Origin of the sequence: Nocardia sp. NPDC088792, from assembly GCF_044750615.1 — a bacterium.
Classification (GTDB): Bacteria; Actinomycetota; Actinomycetes; order Mycobacteriales; family Mycobacteriaceae; genus Nocardia.
This window is the reverse complement of sequence record NZ_JBIVKC010000003.1, coordinates 1,406,257-1,424,877: the sequence shown is the minus strand read 5'-3', so window position 1 is coordinate 1,424,877 and position 18,621 is coordinate 1,406,257. Positions and strand designations below refer to the sequence as shown.

24 protein-coding genes are annotated in these 18,621 nt (G+C 64.3%); 13 read left to right on the top strand and 11 right to left on the bottom strand.

What is annotated here, in order from left to right; all coding sequences use genetic code 11:
• Positions 1 to 204: 204 nt before the first annotated feature.
• Positions 205 to 909, top strand: a complete 705-nt coding sequence (locus ACIP5Y_RS24655; protein WP_400353125.1) for a methyltransferase domain-containing protein — start codon at positions 205 to 207, stop codon at positions 907 to 909.
• A gap of 93 nt (positions 910 to 1,002) precedes the next feature.
• On the opposite strand, the gene ACIP5Y_RS24650 is transcribed toward ACIP5Y_RS24655, so the two are convergent.
• Complete coding sequence (locus tag ACIP5Y_RS24650) at positions 1,003 to 1,215, bottom strand: hypothetical protein (RefSeq protein ID WP_400353123.1); 213 nt, start codon at positions 1,213 to 1,215, stop codon at positions 1,003 to 1,005.
• 227 nt (positions 1,216 to 1,442) lie between these two features.
• On the opposite strand from ACIP5Y_RS24650, the gene ACIP5Y_RS24645 reads away from it, so the two are divergent.
• Positions 1,443 to 1,757 (top strand): hypothetical protein, encoded by a 315-nt coding sequence (locus tag ACIP5Y_RS24645; RefSeq protein ID WP_400353121.1) that lies wholly within the window; start codon positions 1,443 to 1,445, stop codon positions 1,755 to 1,757.
• Positions 1,758 to 1,801: 44 nt separating this feature from the next.
• Here the strand turns inward: ACIP5Y_RS24645 and ACIP5Y_RS24640 are convergent, their stop codons facing one another.
• From ACIP5Y_RS24640 to ACIP5Y_RS24615, 6 genes are all read right to left on the bottom strand, one after another.
• Positions 1,802 to 2,470 carry a DUF998 domain-containing protein gene (locus ACIP5Y_RS24640; protein WP_400353119.1) on the bottom strand — a complete coding sequence of 223 codons (669 nt, stop codon included), beginning with the start codon at positions 2,468 to 2,470 and terminating at the stop codon, positions 1,802 to 1,804.
• Positions 2,471 to 2,681: 211 nt separating this feature from the next.
• Positions 2,682 to 3,296, bottom strand: coding sequence for a DUF899 family protein (locus ACIP5Y_RS24635; RefSeq protein ID WP_400353117.1), 615 nt, complete (start codon positions 3,294 to 3,296; stop codon positions 2,682 to 2,684).
• Positions 3,297 to 3,401: 105 nt separating this feature from the next.
• On the bottom strand, positions 3,402 to 3,617 hold the full coding sequence (locus tag ACIP5Y_RS24630) for a hypothetical protein (RefSeq protein ID WP_400353116.1): 216 nt from the start codon (positions 3,615 to 3,617) through the stop codon (positions 3,402 to 3,404).
• Positions 3,618 to 3,713: 96 nt separating this feature from the next.
• Positions 3,714 to 3,869, bottom strand: a complete 156-nt coding sequence (locus ACIP5Y_RS24625; RefSeq protein WP_400353114.1) for a DUF6131 family protein — start codon at positions 3,867 to 3,869, stop codon at positions 3,714 to 3,716.
• A 349-nt stretch (positions 3,870 to 4,218) separates the two neighbouring features.
• A complete protein-coding gene (locus ACIP5Y_RS24620) occupies positions 4,219 to 5,082 on the bottom strand; it encodes a YihY/virulence factor BrkB family protein (RefSeq protein ID WP_400353112.1) in 864 nt (287 codons plus the stop codon).
• Between the two features lie 172 nt (positions 5,083 to 5,254).
• Complete coding sequence (locus ACIP5Y_RS24615) at positions 5,255 to 5,920, bottom strand: chemotaxis protein CheB (protein WP_400353110.1); 666 nt, start codon at positions 5,918 to 5,920, stop codon at positions 5,255 to 5,257.
• Between the two features lie 171 nt (positions 5,921 to 6,091).
• On the opposite strand from ACIP5Y_RS24615, the gene ACIP5Y_RS24610 reads away from it, so the two are divergent.
• From ACIP5Y_RS24610 to ACIP5Y_RS24590, 5 genes are all read left to right on the top strand, one after another.
• Positions 6,092 to 6,652, top strand: coding sequence for a hypothetical protein (locus tag ACIP5Y_RS24610; protein WP_400353108.1), 561 nt, complete (start codon positions 6,092 to 6,094; stop codon positions 6,650 to 6,652).
• Positions 6,649 to 7,182: a hypothetical protein gene (locus ACIP5Y_RS24605; RefSeq protein ID WP_400353106.1), complete on the top strand. Its 534-nt coding sequence runs from the start codon at positions 6,649 to 6,651 to the stop codon at positions 7,180 to 7,182. Before ACIP5Y_RS24610 ends, ACIP5Y_RS24605 begins: the two co-directional genes overlap by 4 nt.
• 228 nt (positions 7,183 to 7,410) lie before the next feature.
• Complete coding sequence (locus ACIP5Y_RS24600; protein ID WP_400353105.1) at positions 7,411 to 8,808, top strand: wax ester/triacylglycerol synthase family O-acyltransferase; 1,398 nt, start codon at positions 7,411 to 7,413, stop codon at positions 8,806 to 8,808.
• 71 nt (positions 8,809 to 8,879) lie between these two features.
• Entirely contained in the window at positions 8,880 to 9,455 is a 576-nt protein-coding gene (locus ACIP5Y_RS24595) for a hypothetical protein (protein ID WP_400353103.1), read from the top strand.
• 118 nt (positions 9,456 to 9,573) lie between these two features.
• Positions 9,574 to 10,410 carry a SigB/SigF/SigG family RNA polymerase sigma factor gene (locus tag ACIP5Y_RS24590; RefSeq protein ID WP_400353101.1) on the top strand — a complete coding sequence of 279 codons (837 nt, stop codon included), beginning with the start codon at positions 9,574 to 9,576 and terminating at the stop codon, positions 10,408 to 10,410.
• A gap of 35 nt (positions 10,411 to 10,445) precedes the next feature.
• Here ACIP5Y_RS24590 and ACIP5Y_RS24585 read toward each other — a convergent pair whose 3' ends face one another.
• Complete coding sequence (locus ACIP5Y_RS24585) at positions 10,446 to 10,637, bottom strand: hypothetical protein (protein ID WP_400353100.1); 192 nt, start codon at positions 10,635 to 10,637, stop codon at positions 10,446 to 10,448.
• Between the two features lie 54 nt (positions 10,638 to 10,691).
• Positions 10,692 to 10,865: a hypothetical protein gene (locus tag ACIP5Y_RS24580; RefSeq protein ID WP_400353098.1), complete on the bottom strand. Its 174-nt coding sequence runs from the start codon at positions 10,863 to 10,865 to the stop codon at positions 10,692 to 10,694.
• A 188-nt stretch (positions 10,866 to 11,053) separates the two neighbouring features.
• Here ACIP5Y_RS24580 and ACIP5Y_RS24575 point away from each other — a divergent pair, with 188 nt between their 5' ends.
• Together ACIP5Y_RS24575 and ACIP5Y_RS24570 are read left to right on the top strand one after the other, a co-directional pair.
• Positions 11,054 to 11,209, top strand: coding sequence for a DUF6131 family protein (locus ACIP5Y_RS24575; protein WP_400353096.1), 156 nt, complete (start codon positions 11,054 to 11,056; stop codon positions 11,207 to 11,209).
• 287 nt (positions 11,210 to 11,496) lie between these two features.
• On the top strand, positions 11,497 to 12,255 hold the full coding sequence (locus tag ACIP5Y_RS24570; protein WP_400353094.1) for a DUF1206 domain-containing protein: 759 nt from the start codon (positions 11,497 to 11,499) through the stop codon (positions 12,253 to 12,255).
• A gap of 231 nt (positions 12,256 to 12,486) precedes the next feature.
• On the opposite strand, the gene ACIP5Y_RS24565 is transcribed toward ACIP5Y_RS24570, so the two are convergent.
• Both ACIP5Y_RS24565 and ACIP5Y_RS24560 read right to left on the bottom strand, forming a co-directional pair.
• The gene (locus ACIP5Y_RS24565) at positions 12,487 to 12,798 is read right to left on the bottom strand and encodes a hypothetical protein (RefSeq protein WP_400353092.1); all 312 of its coding nucleotides are present in this window, start codon (positions 12,796 to 12,798) and stop codon (positions 12,487 to 12,489) included.
• 76 nt (positions 12,799 to 12,874) lie between these two features.
• Positions 12,875 to 13,954: an agarase gene (locus tag ACIP5Y_RS24560; protein WP_400353091.1), complete on the bottom strand. Its 1,080-nt coding sequence runs from the start codon at positions 13,952 to 13,954 to the stop codon at positions 12,875 to 12,877.
• A gap of 191 nt (positions 13,955 to 14,145) precedes the next feature.
• Between ACIP5Y_RS24560 and ACIP5Y_RS24555 the strand changes: the two genes are divergently transcribed.
• The 4 genes from ACIP5Y_RS24555 (at position 14,146) to ACIP5Y_RS24540 (ending at position 18,518) form a co-directional block, all read left to right on the top strand.
• A complete protein-coding gene (locus tag ACIP5Y_RS24555; protein ID WP_400353886.1) occupies positions 14,146 to 14,601 on the top strand; it encodes a nuclear transport factor 2 family protein in 456 nt (151 codons plus the stop codon).
• A 571-nt stretch (positions 14,602 to 15,172) separates the two neighbouring features.
• The gene (locus tag ACIP5Y_RS24550) at positions 15,173 to 16,369 is read left to right on the top strand and encodes a serine hydrolase domain-containing protein (protein ID WP_400353089.1); all 1,197 of its coding nucleotides are present in this window, start codon (positions 15,173 to 15,175) and stop codon (positions 16,367 to 16,369) included.
• 65 nt (positions 16,370 to 16,434) lie between these two features.
• Positions 16,435 to 17,862 carry a glycosyltransferase family 39 protein gene (locus tag ACIP5Y_RS24545; RefSeq protein WP_400353087.1) on the top strand — a complete coding sequence of 476 codons (1,428 nt, stop codon included), beginning with the start codon at positions 16,435 to 16,437 and terminating at the stop codon, positions 17,860 to 17,862.
• A gap of 161 nt (positions 17,863 to 18,023) precedes the next feature.
• The gene (locus tag ACIP5Y_RS24540) at positions 18,024 to 18,518 is read left to right on the top strand and encodes a hypothetical protein (protein WP_400353085.1); all 495 of its coding nucleotides are present in this window, start codon (positions 18,024 to 18,026) and stop codon (positions 18,516 to 18,518) included.
• The last annotated feature ends 103 nt before the right edge of the window (positions 18,519 to 18,621 follow it).

The following is an 18,621-nucleotide window of genomic DNA, read 5'->3' as shown; positions in this document are numbered from 1 at the left end:
TTGTGGCCAGTGGCTGTGAAGACGTGGCCAAGCCTCGCTGCAGCAACGAACGAACCGATTACTCAACCAAAGCGTGATCGGATCCAGAGCCGCATCGTCGACACCACGACCCGGGCGGCGTCTACTGGGAGTATCAGCGGATCGATACCCGGCGCTGCGTGTACGGGGCTCGATCCGCAGCATTCGTGTGAGTAGGACTGTCCGATGCGCAACAACGTCCAACCATCCAATCTGTCCCCGGACCCGCGGGCCGACCTGATGGTTGCACTCAGCACCGACCAGCGCGAGCACTGGCAGCACGCCTACGGTGCCCATCCGCACATGTACGGTGACCAACCGTCCGCGCCCGCGCTGCATGCCGTCGAGGTGTTTCGCGCGGCCGGCGCGCGCGATGTCTTGGAACTGGGCGCCGGGCAGGGCCGCGACAGCCTGTACTTCGCGCAGCGCGGATTCACCGTGCAGGCCACCGACTTCAGCGATGTCGGCCTCGAACAGCTACGAGATCGCGCCGCCGCGGAAGGCCTGAATACTCTGCGCACAATGGTGGTCGATGTACGCGACCCTCTCCCGCAGGCGGACGCGTCCGTGGACGCGGTGTTCGCGCACATGCTGCTGTGTATGGCACTGTCCACCAACGAGATCCACGCGCTGGTGAGCGAGATCCGTCGTGTCCTGCGCCCGGGCGGCACTTTCATCTATACCGTGCGCCACACCGGCGACCCGCACTATGGAGTCGGAATCGCACACAGGGACGACATTTTCGAGCATGACGGCTTCGCCGCGCACTTCTTCTACCGCTACCTCGTCGTCGAGCTCGCCGAGGGCTGGCACTTACGCGACATCCGCGCGTTCGAAGAAGGCGAACTACCACGCCGCCTGTGGCGAGTTACTCAGAGCCTGACCGGCTGAGGCGAGCCGGGATCGGACGAAGCTCCGCGCGTCATCGAAAGCGTTGTCTCCCAGCGCAATCCACCGGCGTGGTCGAACCTCCGACCGTGGCGGCTACTCGTGCCGGTCTCGCCAGCTCGGGTTGGTGCGGATATGTCGTGAGCCGCCGGCGTGTTCGTCGAGGTCCCGCTGGACTGCTTTGCCCTCGGTGTGCGGTTGACCCGATGGGCTCGCCGGGGCGGTGGGTCGGACATCGGGCTGGTGGCGGTTCAGTGCAGCCATTCCGACTGCGCCGAGGACGATTCCGGCGATCAGAGCGATGAACATGATGAGCATGGGAAACAACTGATTTCGGTAGTGCATGAGTGTCACGAGGGATCTGGGGATCGTTGATGAGAGCGCGGCGACGGCGTCGATCGTCGCGCGGGGCGATCCTCGGATCTCTACGTTCCCTTCAAGTAGACGCCGCTGGGCACCTGATGTCAACAATGTAGGACTACACTTGAGAACTACAGCGTTATTCCGTCAACGATCAAGATCCGATGTGAACTTATATGAGCACCTATCTGGACTCGCCCAGCCTGCCCTTCCGCCTGCAGTTCTCCGCCGACAAATCCGCGGCGGTGGCCATCGCCGCCCGAGCCTGGGTCGCGCACGGGCAGATCTTCACCATCGCGCTGACCAACCAGTCGGGGAAGGTCGAAAACCGGTACCTAGTAGTGAATTTCGGTGCCATGACCTGCCTGACCGTGCACGACCAGGAGAAGCTCGACGAGCCCGGTCAACAGCGCATCACCTACGCCGCGTCGCTCACCGAAGGCGGCGACCTATCCGTCGAAACCCGATCGCTGTCCGCCCACACCGGTTGAGGCGAACCTGGAATCGGATGCCACCCAATCGCATCCGGTCGGGGTCAGGGTGTCAGTACAGCTAGGCTGCGGTGATCTTGCGGCGGGAGGATGCCGGTGAGGTCGTGGAGTTCGGTAGGGCGCGGCACTGATCGGTGCCGCCGTAGTACCGCGTTGCGCAGTGGGGTGAGGATGATGGCGGCGCCGGTGACGGCCATCCAGGTCGGGAGTGGGTAGAAGACGAGTCGTTCGGTGATGCCGACCTGCAGGCCGAGGGTCAGCAGAACCGTGCCGGTGAGACCGGTTGTGGCACAGAAGGCCGACCATATGGCGGCGAGGCGGCGTTGTTTCCACAGCCAGATCGCGAGCAGGATCAGCACGATGTGGCGGGATACGAGGGCCGGCATGACGGCCAGGCCGTGGATGATGATGCCGTCGTTGGAGGGGAAGAATCCGGTGGCGGCGGTGCTCGCGCCGATGATGGCGGACAGCGCGATGGTCGCCCATTGGCGGCGTCCGTGGGGGATGTAGTCGCAGAATCCGATGGCGCCGAGGATGGTGAGCAGTCCGAGGGCTACGAATGCCGCGTTCATGAGCAGGTGCAATGGTGAGCACATGTTCGGTGTGCAGGCGGTGGCGCCGAGGTCGCTGATGGTGTCGTGGCGGAAACTGTAGCCACCTTGCCAGTCGACGGCGGTCACGATCTCGGCGGCCAGATATGCGAATGCGAGCATCCACGCAATCCCGGCGATGGTATGCCGAAGCTGTCTGACCTTCGCCCGCGCGATGTGATCGCTGGTGTTCACGGGGTGGCGTCTATATCGTGAGGATCGACAGATCTGAGCGGAGGCCGGGGTGTCGCCGTGATTGTCATCTTCGGGCTCGGGACACGCGAATATGCCTTCCGCAGTGGGGGATTCGTTCGGAACGAGGATGTCGGGCCGTTTATCCGGGCGCTTGCTGTTGCTCGTCGTCCGCGGTCAGGTTGAGCCAATAGCACCAGCTGCCGAGCATTTCGGCGCGGTGAGCGAACATGGAGTAGGCGTGGAACAGGCGGGCGCCTTCACGTTGGAAGACACTCCGAAGAGATTGCGCGCCGCTGCGGTAGCGGTCGTCGAGTCTGACATGGAAGTCGTAGTCGAAGTCGCTACCGAAGCAGGAATACCAGGGAAACTCCCAACCTCTGCGTGCCTTGCACTCCTCGATCATGGCCAGCGGCGCGTGAGAGACCGCGACGAAGGCGGTGTCTCGACCCCGCAAGCGGGCGAGCAGATCGTTCGAAACCTCTTCGGCGGCGGCGCTGCAACTCGCGCATTCCGGTGAACCGCTCGGATCGAGCAGGAAATGGCAGACCAGTAACCGGCGCATCCCGCCGAACAGATCCGGCAGCGTGCAAGGGCCGCGGGGCCCGTCGAAGGCATATCCCTTGTCCAGCTTGATCATCGGCAGCCGCTGGCGTTGCGCCTGGACCCGGCCGCGTGCACGAGTGTCTGCTCTGTCCTGGGCCGGGACCTGCAGTGTGAAGGGACGGGTCGCGTCAATTGTTCGCGGTGAACTCATCAGGGCGGTCCATAGGTGTCGAGATTGCGGAGGAGATGATGCGCAGGACCGTCACGACGTCATGAGGTTCGAGCTCCGTGCGCGGGTGCGCACACCGCCTGGCGATTACGGACTGGGTTGGGGCACGTTCACATGGCAGTCGGCGACCTTCGGATTCACGCCGAAATAGTTGAGTGGCCCGGCGATTATGGTGACCGCGATGGTGCTCGTGCTGGCGCAATTGGTCGGTGCGCTGTCGTAGTAGTGGCGTTGCCCGGCGGCGACGGCGCCGATGATCAGCCATATGAGCAGCAGTACTGGGACAAGGCCGCCGATCCTCATGGTCGAACGACTCCTTCCGCGCATTCTTCGGTTTTCGTTTGCATATGTTCTCATCTTCTAATTCCAGGGTTGAATTGTGTAGTGCTGGTGCAGGTTTCAGAAGTAGTGGCTACGGCCACCGACCGCATGGCCGGTCCTGCCCGCCACCATCAGCACCAAGCCGATGACCGCGACGATGATGCCGACGGTGACCAGGATGGGCATGCCGATGATGAGTCCGACGACGAGGAGGATCACTCCGAGAATGATCATGAGTAAATACCTGATTTCGGGAGACGTGAGGTGTCACGCGGTAAGTGGGCGGGTTCGCCGATGGGAGCGCAGTTATCGACTTTGATCGCCACGTGGGCGCAATCGAACGGGTGACTCGCACCGCGTCCACGCGTCGCGGGGCGGTTCGTCAGCTCCCTGCCCGGCGTCCTTGCCGGGGTCATCGGCCGGAGCATCGGCGCCGGCGGTGCAACCGGACCAAATGGGGTGGTTGTGTTGCGTGCTCATCGTCGGCGCCTGTGCTCGGATCTATTGCTTCTATAAGTAGACTCCGCCCAAAACCTACTGTCAACACTGTAGCTCTACATGGGATAGCTACGTTGTATCCAGGTTACGGGTCGGTGCGAGGAGGCAGTGGCTCCTGCTCGGCAGGCTGGCCTTGTTCGATGGCACGCCCGCGGGCCAGCTCGGCGTTGAACGCAGCGCCGAGCAGCACCGCGACGTTGGTGATCCATAGCCACACCAGCAGGATGATCGCGCCACCGAGGGAGCCGTAAAGCTTGTTGTAGGAACCGAAATTGGCTACATAAGCGGCGAATCCGGCCGACGTGGTGATCCACAGCAGCACCGCGAGCACGCAGCCCGGCGCCAGCCACCGGAAGCCCGGCTGTCTCGCATTCGGCGCCACCCAGTACAGCAACGCGATCGCGAGACCGATCAGCACCGCGAGCACAGGCCATTTCGCGACGTCCCAGAACGTCACGACCGTCGAGCCGACACCCAGCCAGTGCCCGAGCCGCACCGCCACCGAACCGGTCGCTACCACTCCCAGCGCGCACAGTGCCACCAAAAGCACCATCGCCACGGTCAATCCGATGCGCAACGGCAGCGTCTTCCACAGCGGCCTGCCCTCTTCGGTCTCGTAGATGACGTTCGCGGCCCGGATGAACGCACCCATGTAGGTGGAAGCAGCCAACAGCGCGAAGATCACACCGAGGATCGCCAACGGCCCCGCCAGCGACCGTGTGCCCTGCAACGCCTTGATGGCATCGACCAGGAACGCCGTACCACTGCCGGGGCCCATATCCCCGATGGTGCTGATCAACGATTGTGTGGCCGAGGGCGGCAGCAGCCCCAGCACCGAGGTGAGCACGATGATCCCGGGAAAGATCGACAACATGCTGTAATACGTCAGTGCCGCAGCCCAATCGGTCAGTTTCTTGTCCTTGAACTGCCTGACGGTGCCGCGCAACACGGCCCACCATGAGCGCCTCTTCAAGTCCGTCGGCCCTGCCGGATTCGGTGCCACCATATCTGCGGACATACCTCGACCTTCCGATCGAAGTCCGCCATACCCGGTAACCACTGGCGCTAATCGCCACCACTGATCGATTCACCGGTGCGCCCGGTTGCGAGGAGGACCGCGGTCAATCCGCGCGGCGGCGCGAAGTCCCTTCGGCCACAGGCCGACTCGAAGCGGTCAGCTCGTGCGACACGTCGCTGGTCTTCGTGACGAGTGTGCTGATCGCCGCGCCGATCTCCGATAGTGGTAGCACGAAGTCGACAGCTCCCGTAGTTACTGCCGCTCGGGGCATGCCGTCGAATGCCGCGGTCGCGGGATCCTGTGCGATGACGATGCCGCCGTGAGACTTCACCGCGCCCACTCCGATCGCGCCGTCGGCACCGGTGCCGGTCAGCACGCAGGCGATCGCCCGTGGACCGTAGGCCTCGGCGACCGAGACGAAGAGCAGATCCGCCGACGGTCGCAGAAAGTGGACGCGCTCGCTGCTCGACAGTCCGAGATGGCCGCTCGGTCCGGCCAGGATGTGCCGATCCGGTGGTGCCAGATACACCGTGCCTGCCTCGATAGGTTCTCCGTCCTCCGCCAGCTTGACGGTCAGGGCGGTAGCGCGGGCGAGGACTCGGTCCAAGATGGTCGGATGGCGCCGGTCAAGGTGCTGGACAACGAGTACCGGTACCGGAAGGTCTCCGCCCAGCGCGCCCAACACCACCTGGAGGGCTTGGATGCCCCCGGCCGAAGAGGCGAGGGCGACAACGTCATAGCCCTCCGGTAAGTGCTGCTCGGGCCTCACACGATGAGCCTATCCCCAGACCGGTGATCCCCCTGGCCGACCGTTCGACAGGCCCGCGAGGTCGCTCACGCTCGCGCTGCGGTGCCGCGTCAACGGGTATGGCGCGGGTTTGAACACCTCGTGGTGAGTCATTACCGGTGCGACCGGACTGGCTCGTCGAAGGAGGACCCGGTGTCTGCTACAGGTTTGGTGATCGTTGTGCTGGTAGTGGTGGTGGTCGCGGCGGCCGCGCTGTTGTTGCGGCCCATGCTGCGCAGAAGACGGCTGCGCGAGAAGTTCGGCCCCGAATACGACCGTGCCGTCGACGCCGCGGACGATCGCCGGTCCGGCGAACGCGAACTCATCGAACGCGAGCACCGGCACGCGGATCTCGAGCTGCGGGAGCTGTCACCGCAGCAGAAACAGCACTACCGCACGCAATGGGCAGGGGTGCAACAACAGTTCGTCGACAATCCAGCCGATGCCATGACAGAGGCCGACGGGCTGGTGACCACGATGATGGCCGACCGCGGCTACCCCACCGAGAACTACGACCAGCAGCTCGCCGACCTCTCCGTCGAACACACAGCGGCTCTCGGTCACTACCGCACCGCCCACGACATCGCGACGCAACCCAACGGCGTCGACGTATCCACCGAGGACATGCGCACGGCGATCGTGCACTACCGGGAGTTGTTCCAGGACCTGCTCGACGACGACACTCCCAACCAGAAGAAGGACGCAATGTCATGAGCATCGAACCCGACCGCACCTACGAACTCCCGAATCATGCAGCACTCGCCGATGATTCGAACCCCACAGAAGCCGCTGACGAGAATGTGCCGGAGCGCGAAGAAGCGCCCAGAACATGGACAGCGCCAGAGAGCCCGACCCGGCCGCACATCAACTCCGAAGCCGTCGCCACCCCCGAGGCGAGCAGCCGCCCCCAGCCCGTCGCCGAACCGGAGCCGGCTGCCCGGCCCGATCGTGCGACCCGCCCCGAGAACGACGACACCACCGCGATCTTCGGCGAAACCGACCTCGAGCGATTGCGGGCGCAGTGGCATGACTTGCAGGGCGACTTCGTGGACGGCCCCCGCGACGCGGTGACGCGTGCCGATGCCCTCCTCGCCGAGACTATCGACCAGCTGACCAACACCTATATCCAACACCGGCAGGCATTGAACAATGAATGGTCACACGATCAAGGCGACGACACCGAGAAGCTGCGTCAAGCGTTGCGCCACTACCGCTCCATGTTCAACAAACTACTGACAGCGTGACTCCGGCATGTTCTGACGCGAAACGCTGCGCCACAAGGCCATTGGCGGATGGCGCCCGGGCTTGCCGGGCGTCATCCGCGGGGCCGCCCGCGGTCATAGCCGGACGGTGCGTCGAAACATCTGGCGCGCCGCAGGCTGCCTCCCCGGAACCGCTGAACCATCCACCGCGTCTTCGAGAGTCCGAGTCGATGGACGTGCCCCTGCACACTTCGATCTCAGGTATCAGTCATGACTGAACTACATCCCCTGGATGCGGGATTCATCGAACTCGAGGACTCCGACCGGCATATCAGTCTCGGAATCGGTGCTGTCGCGATCATTTCCGGGTCGCCACCGGATCATTCGGCGTTCGCCGAAGTTCTCGGCGGACGAGTGGACAGCAATGCGCGCTTGCATCAGAAGCTGCGCCGTGCACTGCTGGATCTGTCGGCGCCGGTGTGGGAGGAGGACTCGAACTTCGATCTGGCGCACCACATCCACTGGACCGCGCTGCCCGAGCCGGCCGACGACGCGGCACTGTTCGACTTCGTCGCGCAGGAGCTGGAGAAGCGTCTGGATCGCGACCATCCCCTGTGGCAGTGCATCGTCGTGGAACGGCTCACCGGCGACCGCTGGGCGCTGTTCGTCAAGGCGCACCACAGCCTGGTCGACGGCGTCTCCGGGGTCACCCTGTTCGGGACCTTCTGCGACGGGGCTGACGCGGTCCCGGAGACTGACGAATCCGACGGCGTGGATGGCGAGCACCCGTTGGCGAACTGGCTCGGCTGGGCGATGAAAGGTATCCGGTTGCCGTTCGAGGTACCCCGGCACGCGGTAAGCATCGTGCGCGGACTCATCCCGGTCGCCGCTGCCGCCGTCGCGCCGGCCAGCGGGTCATCACTCAACGGCGTCATCGGGCAGCAGCGCCGCTACGTCGCTGCCAGGACGTCGCTCACCGAGGTCCGTCAGATCGGCAAGACCTTCGGTACGACCGTCAACGATGTGGTGCTGGCGGCCGTGGCGTCGGCCTATCGCGAGTTGCTCCTGAAACGCGGCGAGAAACCCGCGGACGACACTCTGCGCATCCTGGTGCCCGTCTCCGTGCGCCCCGCCGACGCGAAATATGTTCTGGACAACCGGGTTTCGGTGATGCTGCCGACGTTACCCGTTCACCTCGAGGATCCGGTGCAGCGTCTCTCGGTCATTCACGAGCGGATGGCCGCGCACAAGTCGCGAGGCGAAGCACAAGCCGAGAAGTCGATGATCGCCATGACCGAATGGCTTCCCTTCGCTCCCGTGGCATGGACTCTGCGCTTGCTGTCCCACATCCCGCAACGCGGAATCACCGCCCTGGTCACCAACATTCCCGGCCCCCGCCACCCCCTCACCGTGCACGGCCGCCAGGTCTTGGCCTTACTTCCCATCGTCCCCATCGCAATGCGCCTGCGCACCGGTATAGCCGTCCTCAGCTATGGCGACCAACTGAACTTCGGCATCACCGGCGACTACGACACCAACCCCGACCTGCATCTCCTGGTCGACGGAATCCACAACGCCATCGCCGACCTGCTCACCGCTGCCCGCGCGCACCGAGATTCCCGCCCCGCCGACCCGATCATGCTGCACCCGCACACTTCTCGACCCTGACGCGGATGCTGGTGGAGTGATGGGATGCTTTGTGGTGCAAGTGATTATGAGCCAGTGCGACCGGAGGAATCATGGCCGAGAACTATCGGGAGAATTTCCAAGTCGCACCGCAGTACCTGAATCAAGCAGCGTCTCTCGCTGATGTTTTCCAGGGTGCCATCCATCCCACCGACCTCAGCTTCGACGTCGAGAAGGCACTGCAGATCGCCCGAGATATCCCCCAGAGCTCTGTCCTTCAGGCGTTCGACCAGTTGGTGTTCAGTCAGATCACTCAGGTCAGCGACATGGTGGACGAACTCACCGAGACCGTCCGGACCATGTCCGAGCTCGCGATCGGTTCTCCCACTTTCTGGGCCCAGGTCGCAAGCGCGATTACCGACGTGTTCACCAACCTCTACACCCAGGAAGACGCGATCTGGATCTTTTGGCGCAGAGGGGCTTCCATGAGCACGAGCTACGACTACAACGTGCTGTTCGCGATCCAGAACGAGGAGACCGGCGCTGCCATGGCCGTCCTCCCCATCACCTTCGAGGTGAGTGTCGAACTCCCCAAAGACGAGGTCATGTTCATCACGCTCAACGGCAGTGCCCAGTATGAGGTCCGCATAAAGGCCCTCACCCTCGTCCAGACGCTGCAATCCGGGTGATTACTCCACCGGAAAATTCTCTGTAGAACGTCACTGTAGTCCTACAGTGTTGACACCAGGGTGAGTACGGCGTGTACTGAAGGCGTAACAGACCCGAGCGAATGCTTCGAGGATCGCCATGAGCATCACCATCGACCACAGCACGTCGCGTCAATCGGCTCGGACTGTCCGGGTGGGAGCAGCCCGCCCGCATCGCCGCCCCGACAGCTACGACCATATCGAGCCGTTGTTCGCCGAGTTGGCGGCGCTGGATGCGGCGGATCCGCGCCGGAAAGCGTTGCGGGAGGAGTTGATCGGGCGATGCCTGCCGTTGGCTGCGAACATCGCTCGCAAGTACGCCGGTCGTGGGGAGAACTTCGAGGATCTGCTGCAGACCGCGCGGGTCGGGATGGTGGTCGCGATCGATCGTTTCGACGTCGAGTACGGGGTGCCGTTTCTGTCCTTTGCGATACCGACGATTCTGGGTGAGGTCCGTCGCCACTTCCGTGATTACACCTGGGCGGTGCAGGTGCCGCGGCAGCTCAAGGAAATCCAGGTCCGGATCGGTCCGGCGGTCGACGGGCTGATCCAGCGATTGGGTCACATGCCGACGGTCACCCAGATCGCGGCGGAACTCGGCGCCGACCGCCTCCTAGTCACTCAGGCCCTGATCGCCCGCAACGCCTATCGCAGTTCCTCGCTCGATGCCTGCCTCGAAGACGACCGCCCGCCGCAGTCACTGCTCGATTCCCTCGGTATCGAAGAAACGCAGTTCCGCACGGTGGAGGACCGGATGGCGGTGCGCCCGTTGATCGCAGCGCTGTCCGAACGTGACCGCCGGGTATTGGCCATGCGGTTCTTCGGCAATCAGACGCAGGCCCGGATCGCCGAATCCGTCGGTGTATCGCAGATGCAGGTCTCACGCATCCTGTCCCAAACGCTGAACATGTTGCACGAGAAGGCATTACGCGACTGAAGACCGCCGCCGCCCGCGACGGCCCGCTGCTCGGTTCAGTTCGCCGCCACACCAACCTGCTGGATCAGATCCCGCACCTCGCCGTAGCTGAGATTGGTTGTTACAGTGGCCGTTTCGGTGGACTGGTCGATAGTTACATAGTCGATTTCGTTAATGCCGCGTAATTGCTGCTCGACGGCGGCAGCGCCTTCGCGCGTGACATTGGGCAAAGTGATGGTGTACGTCATATACAGCACATAACCCGTCAGACAGGGTTGAAACCGCCGCTCCTCGCGAAGCGTTCAGAGGGTTTCGGTGTGCTCCATCCGGTGGGCGGGTGCGAAAAGTGACAGCGCGACGTGGGAGGCGTCGCCGATCAGTAGATCGAGATTGTCGAGTACTCCGGTGGTGACCGCGTGGACTTCGGCGAGGGCATGTTCGTCCCCGGCGACCGCCGCGTGCTCTCCGGGGTTCATCGAAATGCCGTCAGAGGCCGCGGGAACGGGTTCGGGTCGGATCTTGTCAGAAGCCGGAAGAATCACTGTAGTCATCTGGTGTAGTACTACGCTGTTGACACCGGGTGGTCGGCGGCGTGTACTTGAAGGAACGGCGATCCGACGGTCCCGCGCGACACCTCATGTACTACCGAAATCAGTTGTTTCCCATGCTCGTTATTGGAGTTGCCCTCCTCATTGCCGGATATTTTCTCGGCATCCCGTTACTGACCATCGCCGGAATCATTGTGCTGGTTCTCGGCGGACTACTGATGGTCGCGGGCCGGACCGGACACGCTGTCGGCGGTCGCCGGCACTACTACTGAGCGCTCCGGGCGTGACCGGCCGCAGGCTGGTGCACCGGAATTCGCCCCACAGTCACGAGATCCCCACAATCCGGCCCGTGAACCGTCATGTCACATCAAGGGAGAGGCGCATACCGATGAGCTTTACGCGCAACAGAACCGGATACCGACGCCGGAACCGCTACGCCGAGGACGAGACCCACGCCAGGCGCCGAGGCTGGGGTAGACGCACGAAAGGGAATCGGCGACAACGTGATTCGAGGTCGCGCCGAGCCGGGCGAACCAGCGGGCTCGAAATCTTCGCGCGGGTGGGTTTCGTAGCCCGTGGCATCGCTTACATCGTCCTCGGTGCCATGGCGATCATGCTGGCATTCGGCGTTGCCAGGCACGAGCCCGATGCCGCCGGAGGCCTGGAGGCGATCGCCACCAAGCCGCTGGGATATCTGCTGCTGTGGGTACTGGTCCTCGGATTCGCCGGGCTCGCCGCCTGGCGACTGACCCAGGCCGCCACCGCGCGGCAACGCGAATCGAGCGGCCACCGCCTCTACGCCCTGGCAGCTGGAATCGCCTACGCCATAGCCTTTTTCAACACTCTCATGTTCGTGGTGCACGGCCGGACGCCGGCCTCCGGGGACGCCACAGCACGCGATCTGACCGCCCGGATAATGAGCTGGGACGGCGGGCGGGTGGTCGTGGCCCTGATCGGCCTGGCCATCGTCGCCGCCGGTCTCGGCTTGGCGCTGCGCGGGCTGCGGATCGAGTTCACCCGGGATCTGCGGATGGGCTGGATGACGCGATCGACCCAGGACATGGTGGTATGGCTGGGCCGCATCGGCTATGTCGCGCGCGGTGCGGTGGTCGTTGGTATCGGAATCGCCGCGCTCGTGGCCGCTTACACCTACAACTCGGCACAAGCCAAGGGCGTCGACGGAGTCCTCCGCGAGTTCGCCCAGACCGCCTTCGGCCCATGGATTCTCATCCTCGCCGCACTGGGCTTGATCGCCTTCGGCATCTTCTCGTTCCTCGAGGCCAAGTGGCGCCGAACCCTCGGCGGCATCCCGGTCTGAATCCCGTTACAACCGATCCCACCTCACCACACGCCTCGATCCACATGATTCCTGCTTCGAGATACGAGTCGAGCGCACGATCGGCAAATACTGGGCGGTCGTATTCCGTGCAGAAAGCACCTGCTCCGGGATGGGCAGCGAGTTCCGGCCAATTTCCCCGAACCGTACAGGCACCGACTACAGTCGATGCCGACAATCGGGTCCCGAAGAGCGGCCGAGTCTCGCCCCCGCCTACCCCCGGGAACCCAGATGACTTCTGCCGCGCCCCTGAGCGCCGGTGACCGATCCGCACACGATCAGCGATTGCGTGGCAATACTGCCGAGCCGGGCAGTGGACCCGCAGATCGCGACGTGGTCGAGGAATTGAGCGATCACCTGATCGACCGCATATTCGCCATCGGGCTGCGAATCCACAACGAGCTGGTGCGTTCGCGGCGTGCCGCCGCGGCGACCGATCGCAGGCACTGCGACACCGTCCCACTCCAGTGCGCGATGGACGAACTCGACCAACTGATCCGCAAGACCCAAGCGTCCGTCGACCAACTCGGCGAAGGTCGGACCCCGCCCCCTGATCAGCCCCCCGTTGGCAACATCGCTCAATAGCCACGGTTGTGAGGGCTCATGTCGAGGGTGTCGCGGTTATTGCCTCGGTCCAGCGGCGGTTGGTTTGCTGGGCTGTTGTTACCAGTTCGGTGTAGGGCTCGTCCCAGGGGTCTTTGAGGCCGAAGCCGCGGTGTGGGTTTTCCAGCCAGCTGCACCAGTGCCAGCCCAGGCACCAAGGGCGGGCTGCGAAGGTGTCGGCGATCATGCGGTATCCGCGGGCGCGGTCGGCTTGGTCGTGGGCGGATCCGGTGCGGTCGGGGCTCATGCGGGTCGGGCACCAGTTGCCGGTGTCGGCGACGAGGATCGGCAGGCCGGTGCGCTGGTGCCAGGTGTCGAATCGGTCGGCCACGGCCTCGATCGCGGTGGGGTCGACCGCGGGGAAGGTTTGCAGGCTCAAGACATCGACGTGGGCGGCGGCGGCTTGGAGGACCGGTTCGGGGATGCCGGCTCGGGTGCCGTAGCGGTCTCCGAGGATCAGGTGGTTCGGGTCGTGGCGGCGAATGGCTTCGGTGGCGACCCGGTAGTAGGCTTCGGCGATTTCGGCCAGTTCGCCAGGGGGATAACCGGTTCCGGTCGGGTGTTGTGCCCAGGCCGGGGCGTCGACCAGGAAGTAGCCGATCAGGTTCGGGTCCTCGGGGCGGCATCGGGTCCGGGCCAGGTGGTCGCACCATTGTGCGAATGCCGGCGAGCGGGGGTCACGGTAGGCAGGGTGGCCGTTCCAGTGTTCGATCTCGGCGATCCGCAATGACAGGGTGTAGGGCAGGCCGCAGTCGGCGACGTCGTCGTCGGGCAATCCCTCGGAGTGGCCGAGATCGACGACGTCATGGGTGGCCGAAAGGCCGCTGCCGCTGATGTATTCGCTGGTCCAGCCGAGTGTGTTGAATCCCCACGCGCGTAGTTCCGGTACGAGTCCCTCGTGCAGCCAACGCCGTCGTAAGGATCCGTAACGGTCGGCGAAGAGGTCGGCGTTGTGGGGGTAACGCAGATTGGTGTCGTCGGCGTGGACGACGCCGATGGACAGGAACGGCTGGCCTTGCGGTGTCAGAAACCGCCAGCGGTCCGAGGTGTCGAGGGCGAAATATCCGTCCGCGGCCATGCTGCCCCTTCTCGATCGCGTACCCGATGGCGCTCCGCCCCACAGAGTACGGACCGCGAATTTGGTGGAACCACCATGGCCAAGCTGACCGTGGGTCGCGAGAACAGCGATACCACCCACATCTACGACGAAGACCACGGCAGTGCGGGCCGGGCTCATTCGGGCACAGCGGTCGCTTACCCTTGCATTTCATGAGCGCTGCCACGGATACGACCGCTGTGATGAATCTGATCGCGAGATACGCGGAATTGGTCGATGACGGGGATTTCGCCGGTGTGGGTGCGATGTTCGCGGACGGGGTGTTCGGCGGCAGCGGGGGCGGTTCGGTCAGGGGTGCCGCGGGGATCGAGAAGATGTTGCGCGGCATGGTGATTCTCTACGAGGATGGAACGCCGCGCACGCATCATGTCACGACGAATATTGTCGTCAACGTCGATGCGGAGAGGAAAACGGCGGTCGGCCGATCGTATTTCACTGTGTTCCAGGCTGTTTCGGATTTTCCGCTGCAAGCGGTGGCGGCGGGGCGCTATGACGATCGGTTCGAACGCTGCGACGGCGAGTGGCGGTTCGCGGAGCGGCGGGTGGATATCCGGTTGACCGGTGACACGAGCCGTCATTTGCGGGTGCGCCCGCCGGCTGCGGAGTGAACACGGGACAGATGGGTGGAGCGTAGATCGGGTGGTCGTTTCGGTGACCACCTGAGCGGCCAGTTGCGTGCCGGCGAGGGTGTGCCGGCGAAGGTCGAGGTAGCGCTCCTGCCCAATGCTCTGCAGGTCGGTGTGGGCATCCAAGAGCACAACCGGTCGGTGGGCTGCGGTCCAGTTCGGCCAGGTCGTTCGCGGGGAACGGTGCGGTGTTCGAGCCCGGCGGCTCGGCCGGCCAGGCGGCGACGCCGTAGGCGAAACACACCAGCGGCATCCACATTTCGGCGAAGTTGCGCGGATCGGGCGCGATTTCGAGGACCGCGAACTGCTCGCCGGCGAAGAACAGTGCACCCAGCCGGTAACCGGCGGGAAGCCATCCTATGGCTAGCCCTACCTCGGGTGGGGTAGCCAGCGGGATTCCCGCTGCGACGCGTCGTCTCGATGATGGTGTCCGAGCCTTTTCACACCTGTCTCGGCGCACTGCGGTTCCTGTGTTCCGCTGTGCCGCCGTGCCTTGCTTTGTGCGCGATCGGAGAGAACGATGTTGCGACCCCGGAAAACAATATTGCCGCGCGTGCTGGCCACCGTGGTGCTGGCGAGCCTGGCGACGGCGTGTGCGCCCGGTCCTGGTGCTCACCCCCGCGCGAGCAGCGCACCGCCTTCCACGTCGGGCACGGCCGCACCGAGTGATACCACCGAACTGCAGCGCGACGCCGACGCGATTCGCGATGTCGGCGTCACCGGCGTACAGGTGAACCTGGTCGCCGCCGACGGCAGCAATGCCGTGGTGACCAGCGGCGTCGCCGATATCGCGAGCAAGAGCCCGGTTCCTCCGGACGGGTATTTCCGGATGGCAAGCGCCACAAAAACGTTCACCGCCACCGTGATATTGCAGCTGGTCGGTGAGGGCAAACTCGCCCTGGACGATACGGTCGACAAATGGTTGCCGGGTGTGGTGCAGGGCAACGGTAACGACGGCACGAAAATCACCGTGCGCCAACTGCTCAACCACACCAGCGGAGTGTTTTACGCGCCACCGTTCGACCTGTCCTCGCCCACCGATTACCGCCAGCACGCCGACGATGCCCCAGCCCCGGCGGAGGTGGTGGCCGCTTCCATGCAGCACCGGCCGACCTTCGCCCCGGGAACCGGCTGGAGCTACAGCAACACCGGCTACCTGCTGCTGGGCCTGATCATCGACAAGGTCACCGGCAAGCCGTGGTTCGAGGAAGTGAACAGCCGAATCATCACCCCGCTCGGCCTGAAACACACGAGCTACCCCGGGGCGGCGACCACGATCCCCACCCCGCACGCCACCGGATATACCCAATGGCCTTCGGGCGGGCTGGCTGACACCACCGACGGCCGGATCGGTCAATTCGCGGATTCGGCAGGCGCGCTGATCACCACGACCGCTGACCTCAACACGTTCTTCCGGGCATTGCTCGGCGGCAGGCTGCTGCATCCCGAACAACTCGCCGAAATGAAGCAGACTGTCGACACCGACGACGAGATACGGTCGGTCTTCCCGGGCGCACGCTACGGCCTGGGCCTGTTCTCGGTGGAATTGTCCTGCGGTGGAAGGTATTGGATGCACGGCGGCGACATCACCGGCTACAAGACCAGGGACGGCGTCACCGACGACGGCACCCGCAGCGTCGTCATCTCCATGTCCACCCTGCTGCAGGACACCGAGGAACATCAACTCGCCCAGGAGAAAACCGCGGGCACACTCATCGATCATGCGCTGTGCCATACCGCAAAGAACTGACCTCCCGACACAAGCCGTTCAGCTGAAAGTTCCGTCGGTCCAGATGGTTGTGGGACAGTCTGGGTGTGTGGTGGATCGCGGTCGCGTTCACAATCGGGCTCGGTGCGTGCTCCGATCGGTATGGATATCACCGTGACGAGCTGTATTTCCTTGCGGCAGGGCGGCATCCGGCATGGGGATACCCTGATCAACCGCCACTGACTCCGATGCTGGCGCGAGCGATGTCGGCGATCGACCCGAATTCCCTGATGTTGCTGCGTGTTCCGGCGATCGTGGCGGCCACGCTCGTGGTGCTCTGCGCGGGCTGGATGGCCGCGGAATTCGGTGGCGGGCGCACGTCGCAGGCACTGGCATCGGGGGCGGTGGCGGCGGGCGAATTCGTCATGGGGACCGGGCATCTGTTGAGTACCGCGACCTTCGACCTGGCGGCATGGTCGGTGATCGTGTTGCTCGTGCTGAAGTTGTTGCGTGAGCACGCTGATCCGCGCTGGTGGCTGGCGGTAGGACCAGCTGTGGGCATTGGATTGCTGAACAAAGCACTGCTGGTCCTGCCGGTGACGGCGCTCGTGGCGGCATTGCTGGCGGTGGGGCCGCGAAAGATCTTCGCCAGCAAGTATTTTTACTTGGCGGTAGGCATCGCCGTATTGATGTGGCTGCCGTACTTGTGGTGGCAGGCTCAGCACGGCTGGCCACAATGGCGGCTCAGTCGCTCGATCGCGGGTGGCTCGTCGGGCACATCCAGCACCCGAGTTCAGTTCGTGCTGTTGCAGTTCGGCCTCATGGGGCCGCTGCTGGTCCCGCTGTGGGCATCGGGGTGGTGGCGGTTGTGGAAGCAACCGCGCTGGCGTGCCTTTCCGCTGACCTACGTGCTGTTGTTCATCGGGTTCCTGGCGGCCGCAGGTAAGGCCTACTACCTCGGTGGGATGTACCCGGTGCTGGAAGCGGCCGCGGCCGTGCCGGTGGCCGACTGGCTCATCGCTCACCGAAGGTACTGGCCCGCAGCGGTTTCGGTGGTTGCCGTGAGTGCCGTGGTCGCGGCGGTGTTGTTCCTGCCGGTCCTGCCCACGAGAGCACAGCGCAGCCCCATCCTGCGCGCGGTGAACTACGACGGCGCCGAAACCATAGGCTGGCCGACATATGTGCGCGAGATCGCCGACGCCCGAAACCGCTACGCCCCCACCGCGGGACTGCTCACTGCCAACTACGGTGAAGCAGGCGCCATCGAGCGCTTCGGCCCCCCGTACGGCCTCCCGACCCCGCACAGCGGACAGAACTCCTACTGGTACTGGGGACCCCCGCCGGGATCGTCCCAAGTACTCACCATCGGACTTCCACTCCCCGCAGTGGAACGGATATGCATCGACCCCACTCCGGCGGGCCACCTCGACAACGGTCTCGGCATCCACAACGACGAACAGCACACACCCCTGTTCGTCTGCACTCCACGCACGTCCTGGACTGAGATCTGGCCACACCTGCAGCGCCTCGGCTGAACCTCGCTCGATCCCTCTCACCACGAGAGTGAAGCCCGGTTGAACGCTGCGTGTAGCTTTTCGCCCTTGTCGACGGGTCCGGCCCCGCGCCACGATGGTCTGGACCCCGGCGGCGTGTGCCGTCGCGATGGAAAGTATTTGTCCGAAAGAGATTTCACCTCGTGCCTGAATACGATATTGCCGACACCGCACGGCGCTCCGGACTGCTGACCCTACCCGCCCTGGGCTTGGCGATCATCTCGCTCCTGCTCGCTCGCACAGCGCACCGGCCCGCGGTGACCCGCCTCGCTATCGCCGCCGGCCTCATCGCGGCGGTCATCTCATTGACTCAGTGCCTCCTCGGATTTCTACTGTCCGACACCACCGCCCCCGGTACCGCGCACGCGCTGTTCGAGGCGCTCAACAGACTCGATGGCGTGAAGATGTTCGCCCTTATCGGTCTCGCCACGGCCGCCGCGATCTCGGGTCTGCTGCCACGGTGGTTGCGCTACATGTCCATCGCGTTGACTGTCGCCATCGTGGCTTCCGGCATCGCTTACCTACTGATGTTGCAGCCGCTGGCTTTCCTCGCCGACATTTCCGGTGTCCTGTTGCTGATCGTCATCGCTGCTCTCGGCATTGTGCTCGGCCTCCGCGAGCGAGGCGCCGCGTCGTAGGCGAGCGAAAGATGGTGTCCTCCGCGCGATCCGCTGGTCTGGGCGATGACCACGCCGTGGGCGGCGGTGATCAGGAGGTTTCGTGTCGGGGATAGGTATTTGG